The organism is Bradyrhizobium sp. 139, assembly GCF_023074175.1.
Lineage (GTDB): Bacteria > Pseudomonadota > Alphaproteobacteria > Rhizobiales > Xanthobacteraceae > Bradyrhizobium.
The window spans coordinates 84077-105416 of sequence record NZ_JADPKS010000126.1 but is presented as its reverse complement, the minus strand read 5'-3'; the positions used below and the strand labels follow the sequence as shown (position 1 = coordinate 105416).

The 21340-nt window shown below is 62.3% G+C and carries 27 protein-coding genes and 2 pseudogenes; 16 read left to right on the top strand and 13 right to left on the bottom strand.

Annotated elements, in window-relative coordinates:
• Positions 1–163 precede the first annotated feature (163 nt).
• Positions 164–760 (top strand): L,D-transpeptidase, encoded by a 597-nt coding sequence (locus tag IVA80_RS28925; RefSeq protein ID WP_247438010.1) that lies wholly within the window; start codon positions 164–166, stop codon positions 758–760.
• A 9-nt stretch (positions 761–769) separates the two neighbouring features.
• Here the strand turns inward: IVA80_RS28925 and IVA80_RS28920 are convergent, their stop codons facing one another.
• Entirely contained in the window at positions 770–1204 is a 435-nt protein-coding gene (locus IVA80_RS28920; protein ID WP_247437972.1) for a hypothetical protein, read from the bottom strand.
• Between the two features lie 117 nt (positions 1205–1321).
• On the bottom strand, positions 1322–1786 hold the full coding sequence (locus tag IVA80_RS28915) for a MarR family winged helix-turn-helix transcriptional regulator (RefSeq protein ID WP_247437971.1): 465 nt from the start codon (positions 1784–1786) through the stop codon (positions 1322–1324).
• A gap of 104 nt (positions 1787–1890) precedes the next feature.
• Between IVA80_RS28915 and IVA80_RS28910 the strand changes: the two genes are divergently transcribed.
• The 3 genes from IVA80_RS28910 (at position 1891) to IVA80_RS28900 (ending at position 5390) form a co-directional block, all read left to right on the top strand.
• Positions 1891–3813 carry an FAD-binding monooxygenase gene (locus IVA80_RS28910; RefSeq protein ID WP_247437970.1) on the top strand — a complete coding sequence of 641 codons (1923 nt, stop codon included), beginning with the start codon at positions 1891–1893 and terminating at the stop codon, positions 3811–3813.
• Positions 3814–3966: 153 nt separating this feature from the next.
• A complete protein-coding gene (locus tag IVA80_RS28905) occupies positions 3967–4941 on the top strand; it encodes an SH3 domain-containing protein (RefSeq protein WP_247437969.1) in 975 nt (324 codons plus the stop codon).
• A gap of 170 nt (positions 4942–5111) precedes the next feature.
• The gene (locus tag IVA80_RS28900; protein WP_346348030.1) at positions 5112–5390 is read left to right on the top strand and encodes a hypothetical protein; all 279 of its coding nucleotides are present in this window, start codon (positions 5112–5114) and stop codon (positions 5388–5390) included.
• Between the two features lie 14 nt (positions 5391–5404).
• On the opposite strand, the gene IVA80_RS28895 is transcribed toward IVA80_RS28900, so the two are convergent.
• Positions 5405–5686 (bottom strand): DUF3551 domain-containing protein, encoded by a 282-nt coding sequence (locus IVA80_RS28895; RefSeq protein ID WP_247437967.1) that lies wholly within the window; start codon positions 5684–5686, stop codon positions 5405–5407.
• A gap of 112 nt (positions 5687–5798) precedes the next feature.
• Between IVA80_RS28895 and IVA80_RS28890 the strand changes: the two genes are divergently transcribed.
• A complete protein-coding gene (locus tag IVA80_RS28890) occupies positions 5799–6005 on the top strand; it encodes a hypothetical protein (RefSeq protein WP_346348031.1) in 207 nt (68 codons plus the stop codon).
• Positions 6006–6030: 25 nt separating this feature from the next.
• Positions 6031–6381 carry a hypothetical protein gene (locus IVA80_RS28885; protein ID WP_247437964.1) on the top strand — a complete coding sequence of 117 codons (351 nt, stop codon included), beginning with the start codon at positions 6031–6033 and terminating at the stop codon, positions 6379–6381.
• 35 nt (positions 6382–6416) lie between these two features.
• Here the strand turns inward: IVA80_RS28885 and IVA80_RS28880 are convergent.
• Positions 6417–6615: pseudogene (locus IVA80_RS28880) on the bottom strand (SMR family transporter); the annotation flags it as partial.
• 107 nt (positions 6616–6722) lie between these two features.
• Here IVA80_RS28880 and IVA80_RS28875 point away from each other — a divergent pair.
• On the top strand, positions 6723–7382 hold the full coding sequence (locus tag IVA80_RS28875; RefSeq protein ID WP_247437960.1) for an FMN-binding negative transcriptional regulator: 660 nt from the start codon (positions 6723–6725) through the stop codon (positions 7380–7382).
• Positions 7383–7399: 17 nt separating this feature from the next.
• A complete protein-coding gene (gene pdxY, locus IVA80_RS28870) occupies positions 7400–8203 on the top strand; it encodes a pyridoxal kinase (RefSeq protein WP_247437958.1) in 804 nt (267 codons plus the stop codon).
• A 4-nt stretch (positions 8204–8207) separates the two neighbouring features.
• Here pdxY and IVA80_RS28865 read toward each other — a convergent pair whose 3' ends face one another.
• Complete coding sequence (locus IVA80_RS28865; protein ID WP_247437956.1) at positions 8208–9500, bottom strand: hypothetical protein; 1293 nt, start codon at positions 9498–9500, stop codon at positions 8208–8210.
• 319 nt (positions 9501–9819) lie between these two features.
• Here IVA80_RS28865 and IVA80_RS28860 point away from each other — a divergent pair, with 319 nt between their 5' ends.
• The 5 genes from IVA80_RS28860 (at position 9820) to IVA80_RS28840 (ending at position 12387) form a co-directional block, all read left to right on the top strand.
• Positions 9820–9984 (top strand): Flp family type IVb pilin, encoded by a 165-nt coding sequence (locus IVA80_RS28860; RefSeq protein WP_247438008.1) that lies wholly within the window; start codon positions 9820–9822, stop codon positions 9982–9984.
• A gap of 5 nt (positions 9985–9989) precedes the next feature.
• On the top strand, positions 9990–10271 hold the full coding sequence (locus IVA80_RS28855) for a hypothetical protein (protein WP_247437954.1): 282 nt from the start codon (positions 9990–9992) through the stop codon (positions 10269–10271).
• A 172-nt stretch (positions 10272–10443) separates the two neighbouring features.
• On the top strand, positions 10444–10698 hold the full coding sequence (locus IVA80_RS28850; RefSeq protein WP_247437952.1) for a hypothetical protein: 255 nt from the start codon (positions 10444–10446) through the stop codon (positions 10696–10698).
• 275 nt (positions 10699–10973) lie between these two features.
• A complete protein-coding gene (locus IVA80_RS28845; protein ID WP_247437950.1) occupies positions 10974–11894 on the top strand; it encodes a DMT family transporter in 921 nt (306 codons plus the stop codon).
• A 91-nt stretch (positions 11895–11985) separates the two neighbouring features.
• Positions 11986–12387 carry a VOC family protein gene (locus IVA80_RS28840; protein WP_247437948.1) on the top strand — a complete coding sequence of 134 codons (402 nt, stop codon included), beginning with the start codon at positions 11986–11988 and terminating at the stop codon, positions 12385–12387.
• Between the two features lie 50 nt (positions 12388–12437).
• Here IVA80_RS28840 and IVA80_RS28835 read toward each other — a convergent pair whose 3' ends face one another.
• Positions 12438–12788, bottom strand: coding sequence for a zinc ribbon domain-containing protein YjdM (locus IVA80_RS28835; RefSeq protein ID WP_247437947.1), 351 nt, complete (start codon positions 12786–12788; stop codon positions 12438–12440).
• 523 nt (positions 12789–13311) lie between these two features.
• On the opposite strand from IVA80_RS28835, the gene IVA80_RS28830 reads away from it, so the two are divergent.
• Both IVA80_RS28830 and IVA80_RS28825 read left to right on the top strand, forming a co-directional pair.
• The gene (locus IVA80_RS28830; RefSeq protein WP_247437946.1) at positions 13312–13830 is read left to right on the top strand and encodes a hypothetical protein; all 519 of its coding nucleotides are present in this window, start codon (positions 13312–13314) and stop codon (positions 13828–13830) included.
• A gap of 156 nt (positions 13831–13986) precedes the next feature.
• Positions 13987–14274, top strand: coding sequence for a hypothetical protein (locus IVA80_RS28825; RefSeq protein WP_247437945.1), 288 nt, complete (start codon positions 13987–13989; stop codon positions 14272–14274).
• Positions 14275–14645: 371 nt separating this feature from the next.
• Here the strand turns inward: IVA80_RS28825 and IVA80_RS28820 are convergent.
• A pseudogene (locus tag IVA80_RS28820) lies at positions 14646–14843 on the bottom strand (lytic transglycosylase domain-containing protein); the annotation flags it as partial.
• A 107-nt stretch (positions 14844–14950) separates the two neighbouring features.
• Between IVA80_RS28820 and IVA80_RS28815 the strand changes: the two are divergent.
• The gene (locus IVA80_RS28815) at positions 14951–15232 is read left to right on the top strand and encodes a hypothetical protein (RefSeq protein WP_247437944.1); all 282 of its coding nucleotides are present in this window, start codon (positions 14951–14953) and stop codon (positions 15230–15232) included.
• A 182-nt stretch (positions 15233–15414) separates the two neighbouring features.
• Here the strand turns inward: IVA80_RS28815 and IVA80_RS28810 are convergent, their stop codons facing one another.
• The 6 genes from IVA80_RS28810 to IVA80_RS28785 form a co-directional block, all read right to left on the bottom strand.
• Positions 15415–16212 carry a transglycosylase SLT domain-containing protein gene (locus IVA80_RS28810; RefSeq protein ID WP_247437943.1) on the bottom strand — a complete coding sequence of 266 codons (798 nt, stop codon included), beginning with the start codon at positions 16210–16212 and terminating at the stop codon, positions 15415–15417.
• A gap of 140 nt (positions 16213–16352) precedes the next feature.
• The gene (locus IVA80_RS28805; protein WP_247438006.1) at positions 16353–17387 is read right to left on the bottom strand and encodes a hypothetical protein; all 1035 of its coding nucleotides are present in this window, start codon (positions 17385–17387) and stop codon (positions 16353–16355) included.
• 276 nt (positions 17388–17663) lie between these two features.
• Entirely contained in the window at positions 17664–18182 is a 519-nt protein-coding gene (locus tag IVA80_RS28800) for a ParB N-terminal domain-containing protein (protein ID WP_247437940.1), read from the bottom strand.
• A gap of 243 nt (positions 18183–18425) precedes the next feature.
• On the bottom strand, positions 18426–19517 hold the full coding sequence (locus tag IVA80_RS28795; protein ID WP_247437939.1) for an HNH endonuclease: 1092 nt from the start codon (positions 19515–19517) through the stop codon (positions 18426–18428).
• Between the two features lie 148 nt (positions 19518–19665).
• Entirely contained in the window at positions 19666–20061 is a 396-nt protein-coding gene (locus IVA80_RS28790) for a hypothetical protein (RefSeq protein ID WP_247437936.1), read from the bottom strand.
• A 298-nt stretch (positions 20062–20359) separates the two neighbouring features.
• Positions 20360–21262 (bottom strand): toll/interleukin-1 receptor domain-containing protein, encoded by a 903-nt coding sequence (locus IVA80_RS28785; protein ID WP_247437934.1) that lies wholly within the window; start codon positions 21260–21262, stop codon positions 20360–20362.
• Positions 21263–21340 lie beyond the last annotated feature (78 nt).

The following is a 21340-nucleotide window of genomic DNA, read 5'->3' as shown; positions in this document are numbered from 1 at the left end:
ATCGCCAAACACGTGCACGTGTTCCGTTTTGCCTTGTTTTCAGCACGATTTAGGCAGCATCTGGTTATGCTGGGGGCGCTACTATCCGCTATCGGGGGGGCCGGCGGTGCCAAAATCTCTACTCGCCTTGTTCGTCGTTGCCTTGCTTCCGCTCGCCGGCTGCATGCAGACAACACTTTCGCCATCGACGGATGCGAGCATGACGCCGCGCGACCGGCAGTTGCTTGCGCATGTGCCTTACGCGCAGGCGAAGGTGCCCGAGCAATATCTCCGCCATATCGTCGATTATCCGCGCAAGGAGCAGCCGGGCACGATCCTGGTCGACACCGATGCGCGCTACCTTTATTTCGTGCTGCCCGAGGGCAAGGCGATCCGCTACGGCGTCGCGGTCGGCGAGGAAGCTATGGCCTTCTCCGGCGTCGCGCGTGTCGGCCGTCTGGCGGAATGGCCTGACTGGGTTCCGACAGCGGACATCCAGGCACGACTCGGACCCTATCCAGCGCGCGTCGCCGGTGGCCCCGCCAATCCGCTGGGCGCGCGGGGCATCTATCTCTATGTCGGCAACAAGGACACGCTCTACCGCATCCACGGCACCAACCAGCCGGAATATATCGGGCAGGCGATCTCATCCGGCTGCATCCGCATGCGCAACGAGGACGTGATCGATCTGTTCGACCGGGTGAAGCTGAATTCGATGGTCGTGGTGTTGCCGCCCGGACAGAACGCGCAAGTCGAGGCAGGCACGAGATGGCGCGGGTAAGGTCGCGCCCTAATTCTCAGGCCGGGCAATGCGCCATTGCAGCGTCGTGGCATTGCCGTTGGCCTCGCCTGGTGCCTTGTCGGCCGGCGAGGTGTAAAGCGGGCGATAGCGGTATGCCCACATCTTGCTGCCGTCGTTGCGGCTGATCACGGTGAAGTCGCCGATGGCCTTGGCGTCGGCTGTTGCGGATAGCGGCACCCAGCTCTCGACGCATTTGCCGTTGCAGTTCGACGTCTTGCCGGTGGTGTCGCGCTCGTAATAGTAGAGCGTCATGCCCTTGAGGTCGACGAGCGTTGGACCCTGCTTGGTCAGGATCACTTTCGCCGGTGAGGTCGTCGCCTCGGGTTTCGGCGGAGGCGGGGCATCGCCGCCCCCATGGCCGTTCGCGAGCGCAGGGCCGGCCGAAAGCGCGATGGCCACCGCCGTCATGAAGAACCTGAACATCCGAAACTCCCGACGGCAAAGTTAATCGCGCGTTAAGCGCCGAATGTTGCCGACCATAACGGCCGAAGGTTAGTTCCTGGTTTCGCGGCATTGCGACAATTACGGATAGAAATAGGTCTATGCCTGCACCCCGCGCAGCGGTGCGCGGCTGAGCTCGTTTCCGGCGGCGATCGCCTTGCGCAAGAGCCGCATCAGCTCCTCGCCTTCCTTCGCGCTGAGACCGCGCAGCATGACGCGCTGGGCAGACTCCACCGCTGGCGTGATCTTGCGCAGCGTGCGCCGGCCTTCCTCGGTGATCTCGAGTTCGCGCGCGCGGCGGTCGCGGCTGGAGGCGCGGCGCTCCGCAAGCCCTTTTTGCACGAGGCGATCGATCACGCCGGTGATGGTGGTGCGGTCGTAGGCGATCAATCCTGCCAGCGTCACCTGGTCGAGCCCCGGATTGGCCTTGATGGTCGCGAGCGCCGCATATTGCACCGGCGTGAGATCGAAGCCGGCGTCTGCGACCTCGCCCAGGAACACGGCGACCGCGATCTGCTGAAACCGGCGCGCCAGATGCCCGGGCATGTCGTTGTTGTCTTTCACCGAAGTCTCCATTTTGGGTCGGGAAGGCGCGGATCGTTGACAGGTATACTGATAGTCAGCATACTGATCAATATCCAAGCAGAACGTTGACGGGAGAGAGGCTCATGCAATTCCATCTGAATGGATTTCAGCCGGGCGATTCCGAAATCGCAGATCCCGCCGAGCGCGTTCAGCCCTCCGGGGCAGCGGGCGCTGTGCCCGAAGAAGTCGATGTCCTCATTGTCGGCTGTGGCCCCGCGGGCTTGACGCTCGCCGCGCAGCTTGCGCAGTTTCCTGACATCAAGACCTGCATCGTCGAGCAGAAGCCGGACCGCCTGCTGGTCGGGCAGGCCGACGGCATCGCCTGCCGCACCATGGAGATGTTCCACGCCTATGGCTTCAGCGAGCGCGTGCTGAAGGAGGCCTATTGGGTCAACGAGACGACGTTCTGGAAGCCGAACGAGCGGACGCCGGAGAAGATCGTCCGCAGCGGCCGGGTGCAGGACGTCGAGGACGGGCTGTCGGAATTTCCGCACGTCATCCTCAATCAGGCGCGTATCCATGACGGCTTTCTCGACATCATGCGCAGATCGCCGGCCAAGCTCGCGCCTTATTACAGCCGCCGCCTGCTTGATCTCGAGCTCGATCCGGCCGCAGGTCCCGCCGATCACGCGGTAACCGTACGCCTCGAACGCGTCGATGCCGGAAGCGAGGGCAAGGTCGAGACCATCAGGGCGCGTTATGTCGTCGGCTGCGACGGCGCGCGCAGCATGGTGCGCAAATCGATCGGCCGCGAGCTGCATGGCGATTCCGCCAATCATGCCTGGGGCGTGATGGACGTGCTGGCGGTGACCGATTTTCCAGACATCCGCTTCAAGGCCCTGATCCAGTCGGCCAGGGACGGCAGCCTGCTGATCATTCCCCGCGAAGGCGGCTATATGGTCCGCCTCTATGTCGAACTCGCCAAGCTCGAAATCGGCGAGCGCGTCGTGAGCCGCAACATCACCGCCGATGACGTGATCGCCAAGGCGCAGCGGATCCTCAAGCCGCACACGCTCGAGGTGAAGGAAATCGCCTGGTGGTCGGTCTACGAGATCGGCCAGCGCCTGACTGACAAGTTCGACGACGTGCCGGAGGCCGAGATCGCCTCGCGCTTGCCGCGCATCTTCATCGCCGGCGATGCCTGCCATACCCACAGCCCGAAGGCGGGGCAGGGCATGAACGTCTCGATGCAGGACGCTTTCAATCTCGGCTGGAAGCTCGCCGCCGTCCTCCGGAGGCAGTGTGCACCGGGCCTTTTGCATTCCTATTCGGCCGAGCGCCAGGCGGTGGCGAAGGAGCTGATCGATTTCGACCGCGAGTGGGCCGGAATTCTCGCCTCCGCCGCCAAGACCGGCGGCGCCGATGCCGCCAGGACGCAGGACTATTTCGTCAGGCACGGGCGCTACACCGCGGGCACGGCGACGCACTACCGGCCATCGGTCCTCACCGGTGCATCGTCCCATCAGCACCTCGCGCAAGGCCTCGTCATCGGCACGCGCTTCCATTCCGCACCGGTCATTCGGCTTGCGGACGCCAAGCCGGTGCATCTCGGCCATGCCGCGCAGGCCGATGGCCGTTTCCGCATCTACGCATTTTCGCCCTCAGATGATCCCGCAGCCGCGGGCTCGGCTATCCGTGCGCTGTGTAACTTTCTCACTGAGGCCCGGGAATCGCCGGTCCGGCGCTATACGCCTGTTGGAGCCGACATCGACCGCGTGATCGACCTGCGTGCAGTCTTCCAGCAGGATCATCGCGCACTCGCGCTGGAGGCCATGCCGGCGCTGCTGCTGCCGCGCAAGGGGCGGTACGGCTTGATCGACTACGAGAAGATGTTCTGTCCGGACCTCAAGAGCGGCCAGGACGTATTCGCCATGCGCGGTATTGATTTGAAGGCTGGCTGCATCGTTGTGGTGCGTCCCGACCAATATGTCGCGCAGGTGCTGCCGATCGACGATTTTTCTGCACTCGCTGCGTACTTCGACGGGTTCATGCTGCAGGCGAACTGACGGTCGAACAGCCCTCTTGCACGCTGCGCCGATGAACGGCGAATGAATATTGAACCGCGCGGCGCATGCGTCTCGATCTTTCGACGGATGAGACCATCGTGCGCGGAACGCCCATTCCGCTTGCGCGTTCCGCCTTGAGAGGAGGAATACGTCATGAGACTCAGAAGCGTTTTGGTTGCCGCATTACTGCTCGCCCCGACGGCCGCACTGGCCGCACCGGGCCTCGTCACTGTCTCGACCGGCCTGCGCGCCGGGCCGGGTTCGGGCTTTCCCCTGGTCGATCGCATCCCCGAGGGCGCCCGCGTCAACATCCATGGTTGCCTGCGCGGCAATGCCTGGTGCGACGTGAGCTTCTCCGATGACCGTGGCTGGGTGTCGTCGCAATATCTCGAATATCTCTACCGCAATCACTACGTCTATCTCCCCGATTATGTCGACGAGATCGACGTGCCTGTCGTCCCCTTCGTGCTGAGCTCGTACTGGTCGAACCACTATGAGGGGCGGCCCTGGTATCGGCGGCACGCCTACTGGAATAATTACTGGACGTCGCACCAGCGCTTCGCGACGCGGATGACGATCGATCCGCGCGCGGCCCGCATCGGTCGTGCGGCGACGCGCGATGCGGCGGCCGCACTCGGACGCAACGGCGCGAACACCAGGGGCGCTGCCGCGGTCTCCGGCCGTGATGCCGCCACGGCACGGCACGACGCTGCCATCGCCAAGCGCGATGCTGCGGTTGCGACCGACCGGACTCGCGCTGGGCCAGGCGAGCGCATCGCGCATGAGCGGACCAACGTGCAGAGCCGCAATCCGCGCGATGCACAGGCCCGCATCATGCACGAGCAGGCGGGAAGCCGCGCCGCGGTGCGTGCGCAGCCGATGGCTCGCGCACACGAGGCGCCACGTGTATCGGCCGCGCCCGCGGGCCGGCCTGCGATGCCGCATGTGGCCCGGCCTAATTTGAGCCACGGCTCGCCGATGAATGCTCATGCCCAGATGCCGACGCCGCGCGCGGCTGCGCCTGCGATGCCGCACGGCGGCGGCGGTGGTGCTCCGCATATCAATGCTGCGCCACGCGGCGGCGGTGCGCCGGCCGGTGGTCCCGGCGGCGGCCACCAGAAGCACTAAATTTGCTAACGAAAGCCCGGCCCTCGCGCCGGGCTTTCTGTTTGGTTCGGGTCAGGTTCCCTGCACGTACAATTTAAGAAAGTTCTTCGCGGGCAGATTTCATCGATCGTAATATGTCTACTCAAAGCTGTAAGCATCCACTCGGGGCAGCGGGGCACGGGAGGATGACGATGAGACAGAGCCAGGCGGAGACGCGCCGCCAAAATGTCGCTAAGCGGTCGATGACCAAGGAGGCCAGACAGCTGACCGGCCTGATCGCCGGACTGCGCAAATCCCTTGATGGGATTCACAAGGAGCGGACGAGCACAAAGCTCACCAGCGCCGAGATAGGCTTGCTCGACGAACGCCGCAACAATCTGCTGCTCACCATCGCAGCCCTGGACGACCGTCTCTCGGCGGTGCAGGGGCTGATCGATCTCGGCCGCCCCCATATCATCCGTGTCCACTGAGCGGACCGCGATCCCTAACGGTTCCGTCGCGGCGGCGATGGACCCGGCCCCGGTGGCCGGCTCTGCATGGCATAAGGGTTGGCGTAGCACTGGGCGGACTGCCCGGAAGCAGTCGCGGCGCACTGCGCAATCGACGTGAAACTGCAATCGATGTTGCTGCCGTCGATGCTGTAGATTTCGATGCAGACAGGATAGTGCGGATCGTAGGTTTGCGCTCGCGCGGGTGCCGTGGCAGCAAGCAGCGCCACGCCAAGCCAGCTCGCGACAAGCAGAATCGCATTCATGATGCGGCGCACGATCAATCTCCGTCGTTTGGTCGGAACCAAAGCACAATCCTGCCGTGGAAGGCACCAAATTGCCACGCTCCCGGCGAATTGCCGCCAAAGCCCGCTGCCACGAGAGGAGCAGGTGCCGGGCAACGCAAGAGGATGCGCATTGGCCTATAAGATGATCGCAGAACGCGACAATGAGAAGTGCAGTTTTGCCCGCGAGAGTCGGTTGCTCATCGTAGCGAAGGCAAAAGTATGGGCGAGCGAGGGGTGGCAGGTCGTCATCACCGATCCGGACGGGAAGGCCTATACTCCGCCCGAATTCGATCAGCTATTGGCGGCGTGACCGCGCGACGGGCTTGGGGACCACATTGACATCGCTCTTTCGACCGGGACGCGATCTGATCGCGTCTTCGGTGATTGTTTCCGTCGTTGCCGTGCTGACGACGACGTTCGCATTCGCGCAAAATCTCGACGCCGGCAAACCGGCCGCGAAGCTCTTCGCCGATGGCTGCTCGACCTGCCATCGCAGCCCGCGCGGCCTTGCGAAGGGTCGCTTCAGCCTGACGCTGACGTGGTTCTTGAAAGACCACTACGCCACCAGCTCCGACTCGGCCAAGGCGCTCGCTGCTTATCTGGAGTCGGTCGATAGCGTCCCGCGTGCTGCGGCGAAGCCCGCTCCGCGTAAGCCGCGGCAGCCCCGGCCGGTTCAGGGCCAATAGCGCCTGCCCGGCGCGGGCGAAGCGGGTGGTGCCGATCAATGCACCGCTGTCTGCGAGAACAGGTTGATGACCAACGACCCCTGATACAATCAGCGCAATGCCGACGAAGGCGGCGGCATCCAGCATCTGCCGGAACAGCACGAACGAGACGGTCGCGGTCAGGATGATGCCGACGCCGCCCCAGATCGCATAGGCGATGCTCAGGGGGATGACCCGGATCGCGACCGAGAGCGCCGCTCGCTCTCGCCATCGTCTTGGGCCGATTATTCTTCAGATGTTGCCGGACCATGGGTTAGCCTTCGCTCGCCGCGTCCCACACTCCAGCCATCGAGCGCTGCGCCATGCATATCCTTCGACCTCAGTTTCGCATCGAGGAGCAGCGCGCGCTGGAATTTGCAGGCCGGCGCGGCTTTGGCGTGATTGTGGCGACGGATGATCGCGGGCCACGCACCTCGCATGTGCCGTTCGTGCTGGACCATCGCGACGGGAGCGCCATTGTGCAGATCCATTTCACTGCCAAAAATCCGCTCGTGCCGCTCGCAGACGGCACGCGGCGCTTCCTGCTGATCGTTGCCGGCGACGATGCCTACATCTCCAACGACTGGTATTCTTCGCGGGACAACGTCTCGACCTGGCTCTATGAGGCCGTGCACCTGTCGGGCGTAGCGCATCTGCGCGGGTTTGACGCGAACCGCGGTCATGGCGATGCGCTGCTTGCGGTGTCCGAGGCGCGGTTGCCGAAACAGCCCTGGGACCTCGCGCAGATGGAGTCGGGCAAGCGCGAGAGCATGTTAGCTGCGATCCGCGTCGTCGATCTCGTGGTCGACACCGTTGAGGGACAGGCCAAGCTCAACCAGCACAAAAGCGATCCGGATCATGTCGCGGTCGCGGATCGATTGGCGCGGTCGGAGGAGACGGGGCACCGGCGGCCGGCGCGGAAGATGCAGGCGCTGCGGCCGGGGCTTGAGTATGAGGCTACTCTTGCGTCACCTCGCATTTGACCCTACGGACCTCTTTCATGCTCGTCATCTCCATTCAAAGCCAGGTGGTCCACGGCCATGTCGGCAACAGCGTGGCGGCCTACGCCATGCAGGCGGAGGGCGTGAACGTCGCGGCGGTGCCGACGACGCTGCTGTCGAACCATCCGCGCTATCCGACGTTGCGCGGACGGGTGCTGGAGACCGAGCTCGTCGCCGATCTCCTGAGAGGCGTCGAGGAGCGCGACCTTGTCGACGAGGCCGCGGTGCTGGTCACCGGCTATCTCGGCTCGCCCGGCAATGCGGCGGTCATCGCCGATTTCGTCGAGCGGGCGCTGAAGCGCAATTCAAAACTGGTCTATTTCTGCGATCCCGTGATCGGCGATGACGGCCGCGTCTATGTGGCCGACGGCATCCTGGACGTGGTCCGGCACCGTCTGCTGCCGGCCGCGCACCTGACCACGCCCAACCGGTTCGAGCTCGAGCTGCTGTCGGGCACCAGAATTGCGGACGCGCAAGGCCTGCGCGTGGCCTGTACAGCGCTTGCGGGCATCGATGTCGTCGCGACCGGCTGCACGCTTACTGACACGCCGGAAGGGCAGATGGAGACGATCCTGTGCGCGGACGGGCAGTTGTCGCGCTTTGCGACGCCGCGATTGCCGATCCGCCCCTATGGCACCGGCGATCTCCTTACCGGCCTGATCGCGGCGCATCTGGCCAAGGGCAAGGCAATGGAGGCGGCCGTGCGGCTCGCGGTCGAGACCGTCTTTGCGGTGCTGGTGCGCACGCAGGAAGCCGGGTCAGCGGAGATGCGCCTCGTGCCGCTGCCGGGGCACAGCGCGTAACGGCTCAGGTGGCGCGCTTGGCGGCCGATTGCGCCGATTTGTGCGGCTTTGCCGGGACCTTCTGCTCGCGCGCGGCCTGCGCCTTTGCTGGCTTGGCGCTGGCCACAGCCCGCATCTTCTTCGGCTTGACGTTGGCGGCTTCCTTGCGATCCGCCATGCCACGCTTCGAGATGTATTCCTGGCCGTCGATCGGGCCGACATGCGGCGGATCGCGGCCGAGATAGGGCCGGCCGATGCCGAGCGCCCTGCCGTTGGCATCGACCCATTTCCACAGGATTTCGGTCGAGACCCAGCGCTGCGCGCGGTTGTCGCCCTTGGTGCTGACGATATCGGCCGCCATGCCATGGCCGTAGCCGCCGCGCGTGCTGCCGCCATGATAGGAGCGATTGGAGGCGGCCTTCAGGCCGCTCGCGATCGACTGGCGATAGTCGTCGCGGAATGCGCTGGTGATGCCCGGTGAGAGGCCGGCGGCTTCTGCGGCGAGCAGCATGCGAAACAACTTCCGCTTGAAGCTGCGGTCCATTCCGCCGATCACGTAGTCCATCATCGGCATGCCGGCGTGCTCGGCCGCCTTCGGATCTTTCCAGCCAAAGTCCTCGTCGACCAATTTAGTGAAGCTGCGCATTACCGTGACCGTCTTGCCCTTGCGCTTGACGGCGACAGGGCGGCGCTCCTCGACCTTGATCGAGTCTTCCTTCGCGGTGCGCTGATAGAGCGTCCACAGATAGCGATCGATGCAAGCATCCATGACGAAGCACTCGTCGAGCACGGCGACGGTGTCGGCAGGTGGCGACGCCTTGCTCGCGGCGGGCGCAGGGCCGGTCGCGATCGCCGCGGGCGACAGCGCGTCTGTCGTCACGGTGTCGGTGGGATCGGCCGATGCGAGTTTTATCACGGACTCTGGCGCGGGGGCAGCCTCGCTGCTGACAGGAGCAGGCTCCGGCGAAACCGCAGGCGGGGGTTCCGTCGGCAATATCAACGCCGGATCGGCCGAGGCGAGCTTGACGGCGGGGGCGGGCATCTCGGGTGCTGCCTCGGCGGCCGCATTCGGTGTCGCAGCGACAGTGGCCGCCGCGATATCTGCGGTCAGGGCGACGCCGTCCTCGATGGTCCCAATGTGCGGGACGTCGGCGAGGTCGAGCCGGCCAAGATCTTTCGCGCGGGACACCGCAGCCGCATTGGCGCCGCTGTTCTCGATGAGGGCCGGAGCGTAGGCGGACAGCGAGAGCGCCAGCCAGCCGGCAAGAACGGCCGAGGGGCATGAGATCGCCACCAGAAGAGACCGCCGATCGTTCATGATCCCTGCCTCCAAACGGTTCTGTTCGAACCAATCTTGCACAGCCAGGCACGCAATGCGTGAATTGTTCGGGGGACGGTGTGGCGGCGCAATGGCGCAAATCGCTCAATGAGGGCTTTTTCGATAGGTGTTGCCGAGGTGCAACGCGGGTTCCCTGGGGTTCTAGGGCGGTACAGCCTGAGAAGGGCTGCAAAGGCATCATACATTGTCGTCAAATTGAGATAACTGAATTTACTCAATCTTGGATTGTGATTCGGTATCTCGCCCTTGCCGACAACGTGCGGTAGAGCTGGGAAGGATGCGAGTTGTGAAATTGAGATTGAAATGTCTGTTGGCCGAATTTGCTGTCGATGAATCCGGCGCGACCGCAATCGAATACGGCCTGATCGCAGCCGGGATCGCGCTGGCGATCATCGAAATCATCTACGCGCTCGGCACCAATCTGGTCGCAAAGCTGCAATCGCTGGCGACCGCGTTGAAATAAGCCGCGTGGTGCGCGATGACGGAGGGAGGCTGGCCATCGCTCTTTCGACAGGCAACCTTGCCGCGGCCGGCGCGTTGGTCGACATGACCCATTCCTCGCTTCGTCCCATGGACGCCTTCGACCCCACCGAGCCGGCCATCCTGCATGATCGGCTCTCCGACGCGATCATCACCTGGACCACCGAGGAGGCTGACGATTACCGGCGGGCCAGCCGGCCGCGCGAGGATGGAACCGTAGTCTGGAAGGCCTATGTCTTCGACGGCTGGGGCAATGTGCTCGGCGGCTGATCGCCGCCCATAAAAGTGTCATGTCGCGCCCGCCGGGGCCTCGACCAAGCTCCTGTGTGCATTAAATATATTGCTATGCGGCGGGCGCGCTGTTGCAATGCAACAAAGTATGTCGCAACGCAGCAAAACGCGCTTAAATGTGCTCCGAATCTTCCACTCAGGAGCATCACCAATGAACACGAAAACTCTGTCGATCGCCGCCGCCATCCTGACGATCGCGGGCAGCACCGCGGCTTTTGCCGCCGAGCTGCCGACCTATGAGGCCAACGGTTTTCCGGTCTCCGCCCTGCAGGTGCGCGTGCTCGGTGCTGCGCATGTCGAGCAGCAGGCAACCGTGCCGGCCACGGTCGCTTCGGTCCACCAGGCTCGCGTGCTGACGCCGCGCAAGGTCAAGACTGCGGACGTCACGACGGGCACCGCCCGCTGATCTGAATTTGCCTGAAGACAACATGAAGCAGGCTCGTCTTCCGAGCCTGTGCGGACCGCGTTCTGTTTCAGGAGCGCGGTCTTTTCTTTGGCGAAGCGAGCCGTGATCTGGCGCTGCCGTGCGCGGGTTATGAAAGTTGCGGCCAATCGCCGTCACGCGCCGGTTGTGTACCGTCGTTCAAAACGAGTGTCGTAGCAATCTTGCGGGCTTCGCCGCGTGACAGACCTGCAACCGGATGGGTTGAGGCGGCTCACGCGCTGACATAAGGCTTGCCGATGGATCAGCGAACGAGCGGCGCTGACGCTCTCATTCGGAAGAACGATGCGGAGCCGGCACTTCTCGGCGTCGTCTGCGGCCTGTCCGCGGCGCTGTTCTGGGCGCTGGGCTTTGCCGGAACGCGGCACGGCCTCAAAGTCGGCTTCACGCCGGTCGATTTGCTCGTGCATCGCTATGTCTGGTCGGGCATCGCGTTCCTGCCGCTGGTGCTGCGCGCCGGCATCGGCGATCTCTGCGGCATCGGCTGGGGCAGGGGCCTGGTGCTGATGGTGCTCGGCGGCCCCGTGATGTCGCTGATCTCCTACACCGGATTCCTGTTCGTGCCGCTCGGCCATGGCAGCGTGATCCAGCCCTCCTGCGCGACGCTCGGCGGCCTGCTGCTCGCCGCAATCGTGCTGAAGGAGCACATCTCCGCCTCGCGCCTGGCCGGCGCTATCGTCATCGTCGGCGGCCTCTGCGTGATCGGCGCGGAATCGATCGGCCATATCGGGGCCGATGGCGTGCAGGGCGATCTGATCTTCGTGCTCACCGGATTCATGTTCGCCGGTTTCGGCGCGCTGCTGCGTCACTGGCGCGTCTCCGCAGTGTCGGCCGCGCTCGTCATCAACGTGCTGTCGCTGCTGCTCTTGCCGATCTATCTTTTGACCGTCGGTCTCGCCCATGTCGCGGCGATCGGCGTAACTGAGAATGCCATCCAGGCGTTGGCGCAGGGCGTGCTCGCCGGCCCCGCCGCGCTTTATCTGTTCGCCGTCTCGGTCCAGCGCCTCGGCGTCGCCCGCGCCGCAATGTTCCCGGCCTGCGTGCCGGCGCTGACGCTCCTGGTCGGCTGGCTGCTGCTCGGCGAGCCACCGACGATGCTGCAGGCGGCGGGCCTGGTCACGGTGCTGTGCGGGTTTTATCTGGCGCAGCGGCAGCGGTGAGCTTGCAGGGGCGGTGGATTGGGCTTCGCCAATCCACCCTGCGGCACCATCCCGGATTGCACAAAGCACAATGCGGGCTACGCTGGCCGCCATGTCCTTCCTCCTCAACATCGACGTCCCCGACGTCGCGCTGGCGACGACATTCTACACTGCCGCCTTCGGCCTGACGGTCGGCCGCCACTTCGGCGCCGATTTCGTCGAGCTGCTCGGCTGGCCGGCGCCGGTGTATCTGCTGACCAAGCCGGCCGGCACACTCGGCGCGGGCAGCGACCGCCGCCGCTACGAGCGGCACTGGACGCCGCTGCATATCGACGTGGTCGTTGACGATGTCGACGCCGCAGTCGCGCGCGCACTTGGTGCCGGTGCGATCCTCGAGGCGCCCGCGCGCGATGCGCCCTATGGGCGGATCGCCATGCTCGCCGATCCGTTCGGGCACGGGTTCTGTCTGCTGGCGTTCAGCGCGAAGGGGTATGACGCGCTGGTCGGAGAATAAATCGAGCGGTCCCGGATGACGCTTGCGCGCCATCCGGGCCAGGCGTGCCGCTATGCTTTCTTCACGAACTCCGATTTCAAATTCATCGCGCCGATGCCGTCGATCTTGCAGGCGATGTTGTGTCCGTCGGTCGCCTCTTGCAGACGGATGTTTCTGACCTTGGTGCCGCCCTTGACGACCGATGAGGATCCCTTGACCTTGAGGTCCTTCATCACGATGACGCTGTCGCCATCGGTCAGCACATTGCCATGCGCATCGCGCACGCCGGCCTCCTGCGCGGTCTGCGGGGCCGCATCGCCCGTGGCGCTCCATTCATGGGCGCACTCCGGACAGACCCAGAGATCGCGATCCTGGTAGGCATGCTCGGACTGGCAGTTCGGGCATTTCATCGGTTCGGTCATTGCTTGCCTCATCACCCGTCACGGGCGCGCCGCACGCATTCCGCCGGACTTGATGGTCAGTCTCGACGGGCTCGTGGCGGGCCCGGCGCCCGAGGATGTCGACGCGGCGTAGCGGCGGGCCGCGCCCAAACAAAAATTCGCGAAAACAACCCCATGCAAAGTAGAAATCGCTCAGGATTTTAGATTTCGGCGATACCGAATAGAATTTGACCCGTCGGGCAAAACAGGGGCATTATGGCATAGTGGGCAGGTGCGGCGGCTGAGTGCCTGTAGTCCGGATGGAGCGCAAGCGTAATCCGGGATGTTGCCACAAGGCACACTGGTCCCCGGATTGCGCTGCGCTCCATCCGGGCTACGAGAGATTGAATTCTTAAGACACTTACATCCCTGCGTGCCGACCTAGCGCATGGGAAAAAATGGCAAAGCTGAGGCTGTCAAGCGCAGATCGGGTTAGGAATGCCGCTTGTCCCCGTAATACACTCAGCGCCGTTTGGGGTTCGGGAGCGTATTGGGAGGGTCGATCATGGCAAGTGTCGAACAATTGCGCAGACGCGAAGGAGTGAACCTGGTTCAACTCGAGGCGGACATCTCATCGATTCGCCAGGGAAGCTCGATCGCTTCAATTGCTTTGCCTGATTACGTCGAGCACACCGAGGGCGTCACGCGCGTCGGCGCGCTCAGTGCAGAGGCGGTCATTCGCGACTATGAGTCCGCTGCAAAAGAGATCGAGGCCATGGGCACCGAGTTGATCGACGCCGCGCAAAAATGCGAGGCGCTGACAGTCCAGGTCCATGATGCGATTGCGTTCATGCGCGAAACGGCGGCGGGGTATCGTGACGAGGGACGGAAGATCTTCAAGCGCATCGAAGAATGCGCGCTCTTCACGGAAGACGTCCGCAAGACGTGCGAAGAGGTCAAGCGCAGAATGAAGGACGTCTCGGTCGGCGAGTCCCCCAACGAGGAGCACGCGATGCAAGAGCGCGAGCTGACCGGGATCGCAGCCAAGGTGTCGGTGTACGAGATACCGGCCACGGAGCGGTAATCCGTAAGGATGGATTTATCCCTCGCGATACCCATCACCTCCGAAGTTGATGGGTATCGCTTTCGCCTGCGCGCGGTCATGCAGGCAAGTCGGATGGCGAATTGGGCTTGCGTTGTTTTGCGTCCTTTAGCACTCTTGCGGGAAGGAGGCCGACGCATGAAGACAATGACCGCCGTGTGTGCTCTCGGAACGGCCCTGGTGCTGTGCAACCTTGGGATATCAGGTGCCGAAGCCCGGGCGCGGAAAGCCCAAGTGGTTCGTGAAGTCGTTCCTGAGCCACGGCTGAGGGTGGACGTCCCGGTGCTCAGGCCAACGCCGTGGGATTATTATATCGTTCCACGCTATCGTTATCGCCCTGAAGACGACCGGGTCGATCCCTACGGCCCGCCCTTGGTGTCGTCGTGGGTGCGCTATGAGGGCTGGCGCTGGCCGTATTGGTGGTGAGATCGGCCAGCGACGGACGCGGAACTGATTGGCGCCTAGGTTGGGTTAGCTCGTAGGATGGGTAGAGCGAAAGCGAAACCCATCACCAGCCGTTATGGCACGATGGGTTTCGCAAGTGCTCTACCCATCCTGCGGGCCACGCTCCCTGACCGCTGTCATCAGCTCGTAGGATGGGTAGAGCGAAAGCGAAACCCATCACCAGCCGTCATGGCACGATGGGTTTCGCAAGTGCTCTACCCATCCTACGGGCCACGCTCCCTGACCGCCGTCATCAGCTCGTAGGATGGGTAGAGCGAAAGCGAAACCCATCATCAGCCGTCATGGCACGATGGGTTTCGCAAGTGCTCTACCCATCCTACGGGCCACGCTCCCTAACCGCCGTTATCCGCCGCAAGGCGCAGAAACTGCCGCTTCATCGCGTTGACCTTGGCAATATAGCCCGCAACGAGGTGATCGCCGCACCGCTCGCCGGCCAGCATCTGAAAGTGGCGGCGCGCGTAGGCCGTGGCGGGGCCTGCGCCGCAGAGATGGATGAAGGCGGCCAGATCCTGCTTCTGCTGCGCGCTTGCTGCGGCGCCCGCTGATCGGAATCCCACACTCATTATGAACATTTGTTCAGGGGAACGGGCATTGGGTTCAGTTCGTTGCATTGGGGGCTTATTCGGAGGAGGACATCATGAAATCAAAGATCATCGCGCTCTCTGCTGCTGTTGTCATGGCTACAGCACCTGCCGTGTTTGCTCAGGGCGTATCGAGCAAGACGCCAGGTCACGAGATGCAGCAGACGGGTTCGAAGAAAGGCGAGCCGGGCGCTTCCAGCTACGCTCCCGGACATAAGATGCACCACGCGAAGACCTCGAAGAAGACCAGCCCCGGCGCGTCGAATTACGCTCCAGGCCAAACCACCGGCTCGAGCACGAAGTCAACGACCGGCTCGAGCACAAAGTCAGGGTACTGAAGTCCAAGTACTGAGGTCCAAGTACTAAGGTCCAAGTACTGAGCGCGTACGGTGGGTTAGCCGAAGGCGTAACCCACCACTGTTTGTCTACGAGGAAGCGAAAGAGGTGGGTTACGTCGGTGGACTGCGCATCGCGCGCAGCCGCGGGCTAACGACCCTACGCGCGACGCTCGCTCCAAGAGCTAACCGCCGTCATCCGCCGCAAGGCGCAGAAACTGCCGCTTCATCGCGTTGACCTTGGCAATATAGCCCGCAACGAGGTGATCGCCGCACCGCTCGCCGGCCAGCATCTGAAAGTGGCGGCGCGCGTAGGCCGTGGCGGGGCCTGCGCCGCAGAGATGGATGAAGGCGGCCAGATCCTGCTTCTGCTGCGCGCTCGCCTTCACCTCGCCCGCGCGGGTGAGAACGTCACCCACATTGCGGTCCAGATACACCGATGCCAGCTCGATGGCGTGGCTCGGGATCGCGCGGCTATAGAGGAAGGTAGACCCGCAAGCAGTCTCCGTGACCGCGTTGCCGCGGACACAGAACCGCGCGGCGTCGGCGTAGGCCGCGTCCAGCATCTGGTAGAGGCCGACGGCGCTGGAGGCGGGCCGGTAAATCGCGAGGGGATTGAGGCTCAATCGCCAGCGCCAGTAGGTGCGCGCCACCGGATTGCCTGAACTCTCGACCTGCGCCAGCGCGGCCAGCAGTTCGGGCGTGATCGTCGCGGTGGAGTAGGCGCGGAAGGGCGGTCCGTATTGCCGCCAAGTCGCAGCCGGGTCCTTGTCGAGGGCGTTGCCGACAAGGACAAACAGCTCGGTCGGCTTGCGGATGACGTTGTAGGTAAGGTTGGCCAGCGCAACGACCGCAAGCAGGATCGCTACGACGCCGACGATCCGAACCATCCGCGGTGCTCGCGCGAACGTCTTTCGCACCCACCGCGCGCTTTGCAGGACGCTGCGAAGGCCGGGCAGGAGGCTTTTGCTTTTTCTTGGCATGGGACTTGTGCGGCGTAGCGACAAGGCTTGTGGCCGTGAACGCTAGTGCGAGACGCCGATCGAGGTCAACCGGCTGACGGGAAGCGGGCAGTTCGCCAGCGAGCGGCGCTCCGCGCCTTCGGCTCATCCGCCCTGCGGGCTCACCAATCCGGATCGCCGTAAGGATCGAGCATATAGGGCGGGGGCATCCAGGGTCCTCGAGGCGGCGGCCTGGGCCGCCGGGGTGCGGCCGCTTGCACGTGCGGCCGTGCAGGCGCAGCCGTATCGTTGTTCGTCGCGCTCCGCGCGGCGGGCTTCGTGGGTGCAGATACCGATGAAGTCGTCAGCTGCGTTTGCAGCGCCTGGACCTGTGCGGCGAGGCGCGCATTGTCCGCCGCATCCTTCTCCTGCGCCGCCTTGAGCTGTTGAATGGTGTCGGCCTGTTCGCGCAGCGTCTGCTCGTTGCGGCTTTTCAGTTGCTCGAGCTTTCCGTTGATGCTCGCAAGCTCGTTGGTGATGGTCTTGAGCGATTGCGCGAGATCAGACGATGACGGGTCAGGCGTTGTGGCACCAGTTCTTGAAGTGTCAGGTTTTGGAGCATCAGGTTTTGAAGCGTCAGCTCTTGAAGCGTCAGGTCTTGGAGCGCTTTCGGTTTCCTTGCCGGCCGGCGGGGCGGGCACCGGACCGGGCCCATCCGCAGCAGCCAGTTGCATCGCCGGCAGCTGCGCCGGACTTTCAACCGCGGATGCTTGCGGGGGCCGACTCGCGGCCGGCGGAGCCCATCGCGCCACGATCGACCTGGCCTCATCGCGATATTGCGATGCGAAGGCGGCACCGAGCAGGCCGATCGCCAGCACGAGGCCGACCAAAGCGCGCACCATGGTCCGATCTCCCTTCAGGCCTTGATCGCGAGCCGTGCGATTCGGTGCCGCCGCTTTGTCCTTGGGAGTCTTGTCCTCGGGAGTCTCGTCTGCGGAAGGCTTGGCTGCATTCGCACCGGCGCTTGCCTGCGAGGCCCCCGGGCCTTCGTTGCCGCGTTCCATTCCGGAAACCAGCCGGTCCAGCCGCGCAAGATCTTCCTCTGCGCTCTTGATCTGGTCATAGGCCCGCGCCAGCCCGCCATCGGCGCGCACCTCGTTCGGCTTGGCGGTATCAGGTTTGGGATCGTTCGTTTCAGGCACCGATGCGCTCTCCATCCGGTCGGGCGTCAATGGGAGGCAGTCCGATCACTGGAAGGATAGGTCTCGCCGCCGTCCAACACAACGCGTGTGCGAAGGAGAAATTATGGCGGGCTGGGGCGGGAGGATCGAAGGCCCGACACCGAACTGTAGCTCCTAGCCCGGATCAGCGACTTGTCCGCCGCAGCTCGCAGAGCGAAGGCGGAAGCGATCTCCGGGACTCTGTCGCCGATAGGGCAGCGACTCCGTCCCCAAGAGTTGTGTGCGCTAACGCCGAAATTCTGGAACCGATAATCAATAGCGGCCGCCGCTGCCCTTTTGCTGCGTGATCCAATCCGATAATGTTTTCCGTGTCGATCCCGCAGTCCGGCCCGGTGATGCCTTCGGATTGTCGCGGACGCCTTTCGTCGGACGGGTGCGCGGCGCTTCCATTGCGTTGACGCCCTTCAAGGCAGCCGTCGATGCTTCCGCGGCTTCCTTCTCGAGGCGCAACTGTTTCAATCGCGCCATCTTGATGCGCTCTGCCTCGACTTCAGGTCGCTCGGACAGCAGCAGCGGCTTGGATTGAGCAAGCCCGGCCGGGACCAGGACCCCGATAATGGTTGTCTCGCCGAGGGCCTTGCAGGCTTCGAACCGATGCAGTCCCTCGACCAGAACGAGGCGGTCTCCGTCAAGCCGAACGGAAATGGGAGCCTGTTGTCCGATGTCCAGAATACTTTCCGCGATCTCCCCGACGGTCTCGGGCCTGAGGGCCTTCTTCTGCTTCGTGGGAACGAAGATCTTCTCGATCGGGAAGCTTTCCGGTTTGGGCATAACATAACTCCGCGTCTACCGGGCCCGTCGGAACCCTTGCCGGTGGTGTCGGGAGTTTAGGAGGGAAGGGCTCGACGGCAAAGGCAATTTCGGGGGCGGGGTGTTGATGAGCATCGACGCCGGAACAGATATGCGATTACGGCAACAGTGCACTTAATTGACGCCGCCCACCAAACACGAGCGGAATCCGCAGATCAGCCGGACGGAGCGAGTGAGTTTAGTGCACTGTCGTCGTAATTCATGTCATGACAAAGGCGTCTCAGGCGGAAATGGGACGATACTCTTCTCGATGAATTTCCCGTCATCGTCGAACAGGACTGTAAAGCGGCCGTCGTCAATGGCCCTCTCCATTTCATCCTTGGTCTTGCCGAGGGCCCGCATTGTCGTGATTCGATCGCTCAGTGCGTGGCGAAACAACGCGCCTCTTAGCGCAAAGTCGAGCTCTCCGAGCTCGAACTGAGCAGGCATCACGGCGCGCTCTGCCAGCTTCCCATTCTTCATGTCGCACTCTGTGTAGAATTGTGGCCGCTCTTTCAGGCTCAAGTTCATGAAGGCGAAATCAACCATTACTTCGCGAGCCTGAATTTCTGAGAGGGAGCCTGTGATCCTCTCAAGCCGCGGCATGGCGCCGTTAATTGCTCCGCAGGCGTCGTTGAACGTCTTGATCAAAACGACATCACCAAGCCTCAAAAGCATGGTTTGGGCCTCAATCAAGTCGCCATAGTCGAACTCGTCAAGCGATCCCTCGCTCTTCGCGGCGAATGCGCCGAGCGAACCAAATACCTCCTTGTCGAGGTGTGAACCGTTAACAAAGCATCGCACAATGCAATGCAGGTGGTGCAAGGTCCCCCAGTCATAAAGGTCGCTGATCTTATGGTCTGGCTTGCGCAGGTCGCGTTCAATGCGAAAGTCGCGATCCTTCAAGTGGGTCTTCAGAAAGATCAGGCCTAGCCATACGAAGAATTCGAGTGAATTGCCGGTTGCGATGTGATTTTGAACCGCTTCCGGACCGGCATTGACGACAGTGCTGATACGCTGCTCGATCTGGCGTCCCATGAGCGAATTACACTCCTCGCAGCATGGAACCTTGTACCTACTGTACTTGATGGTGGTGTTGTTCGGTAGCGTGATCGTTCGGTCGAACAGATTGTATTTCCGCAGAACCCATTCCGGAATGATGTGCTCGTCATTGAAAACTTTCGAGCCAGGCTGTGCACCGCAAATGAAGCAACATCTGCCGAGGCATATGTCGTTCACAAATCGCTCTTTGCTGAAAAACAGGACATTGCCGGCGGCGTCTAGGAATGATCCGTCGGGTGTTTTTGTCCAGGCCATGATGATGTCGAATCTTTCAACTGGTAGCAGAGGTGTTAGAGATGAATAGCTTCTCGATGTCTGCGTCCTTGAGGTCAGCTTTGCCCAGGACGATGATCCACCGTTGGGCAGCGGGTGATTAGTATCGGTCCGCTGCACCTTCTTGCGGCTATTCGCCTCGGCGCTTGCCGCGCAACTTTCTCTCCTCGGCCGAAGGCGGCTCATACTTCCACATTTCGCGCCTCGTGAGTGCTCCCATGAAATCAGCGAGCTTGCCGACTCGAATTCGGTCGTCCGAGTATCCTCCGTGCGAAGCTGCCTCCGGGCGAGCGATCAAGATATAGTCACCAGCCCGGATTTCGCGCGGGCGATTCTGAAAGTCGGCCTCTCCAAAGTGATACTGATCGGATAGCCAAACGCGAACAGTGTCGTTAAATCGCAGTCGGTTTATCTCGTAAACAATCTCAGTCTCGTGTGGGAGTTTTCGGAATGCGCGTACCGCTGAGTGTTCGCGCATCCGCTCCTCAAAATAACGTGGAATAGTGTAGTACAGGTTTTTGCCCATCTCTCGCTCCTCATAGATCTAAAGACAGCGCAACCTTGGCCCACACCGGCGGAAGAAAGCCGCAAATTCGTTGATCTGATGCACATAGAAAATCTGAGTGTGCATGTGTCTCTTGGTGGTGCGCCGAAACTCGCGCCTTGCGCGAGTCAGCTCCGCATGAAAATAGCGCTTACGCGCGATGATAATTACGTCGACGTCACTGTCCCGGGATGATCTGTGAATCGCCGATCCGAACAGATACGTCTGACCAAAGTGGCATGGTCTAAGGTGTCTTCGTATCGCGCGGATGATGCCGTGCCTATTCATTGGCGGCTCTTGTAATTACTGCCGTAATTTCAGTCGGAAACTGGTGCTCGCGGTAGTCGACTTGATCATTGTTCACGTGTGCCTCAAATGCGTCGATGTGGGAGATGAGGCGTTCAAAGATCGAGGTGTGCTCCTTTGGGATCAGAGCGCGATACTCTGTGATCATTTGGCGAATGATTTGATTGTTCGGAATGATTTTCGATTTTCTTAGTTCGTACCAAGCGTTGAGATTGAATCGAACCGGCCCCTGAGAGTCAGCCCCGGAGTTCGGGCCGAAATCACGAAACACGCGGTAATTGTCGTTCATTATCGGGAGGAGCTCGCGGCAGAGCCAAGCAAAGCTCGGGTCACGGGCTTTCGGCCTTGGTGAAGGAGAAAGTGTTCTGATCCGACCCAGTTCGGGAGCGGTTATTGCTGGCTGTTGAGTCAGCCAGCGATAAAGGTCTTCGTAGCCTCGATCGTCTGCCAGACCATATCGCGAGCAGCCGTGCAGCAAGTCCGGAATGCAATCTTGATCCGCACGAGAGAGAGACGCCACAGCGATCTTCTCGAAGGAGACGCCATTCTTTAGTAGCAAAGTACGAAGAATGACTGCCTCGAATCTTGCGCCAGATCCTATGCCGTCTACTTGAGAGTAGCGATTCAGATATTTTTGTGAGGGAACGACGATGATTTTCTCTGCGTGAAGGAATTGGTCTTCCATCCACCTTGGCCAACCTTGAGGTGGGTGAGATTCGTATTGGTCAATTCTAACATCGACGCCTTCGGACCGCAGTCTATCCGCCAGTGATAGTATGGCGGTCTTGAACTGCTCATTCTCCTGGGCGTACGTGATGAAGGTCCGCGGGCCAGTTGGGATGGTTCGCGTTTCGGAAGCTTCTGTTTTCTTGATCACGTGTTTAGCCGAAGTGTTTTAGGTGGTCTTTCAAGCAAGAGAGCCAATAATTAAGCACGCCCTGCGGTTGTGCAAGTG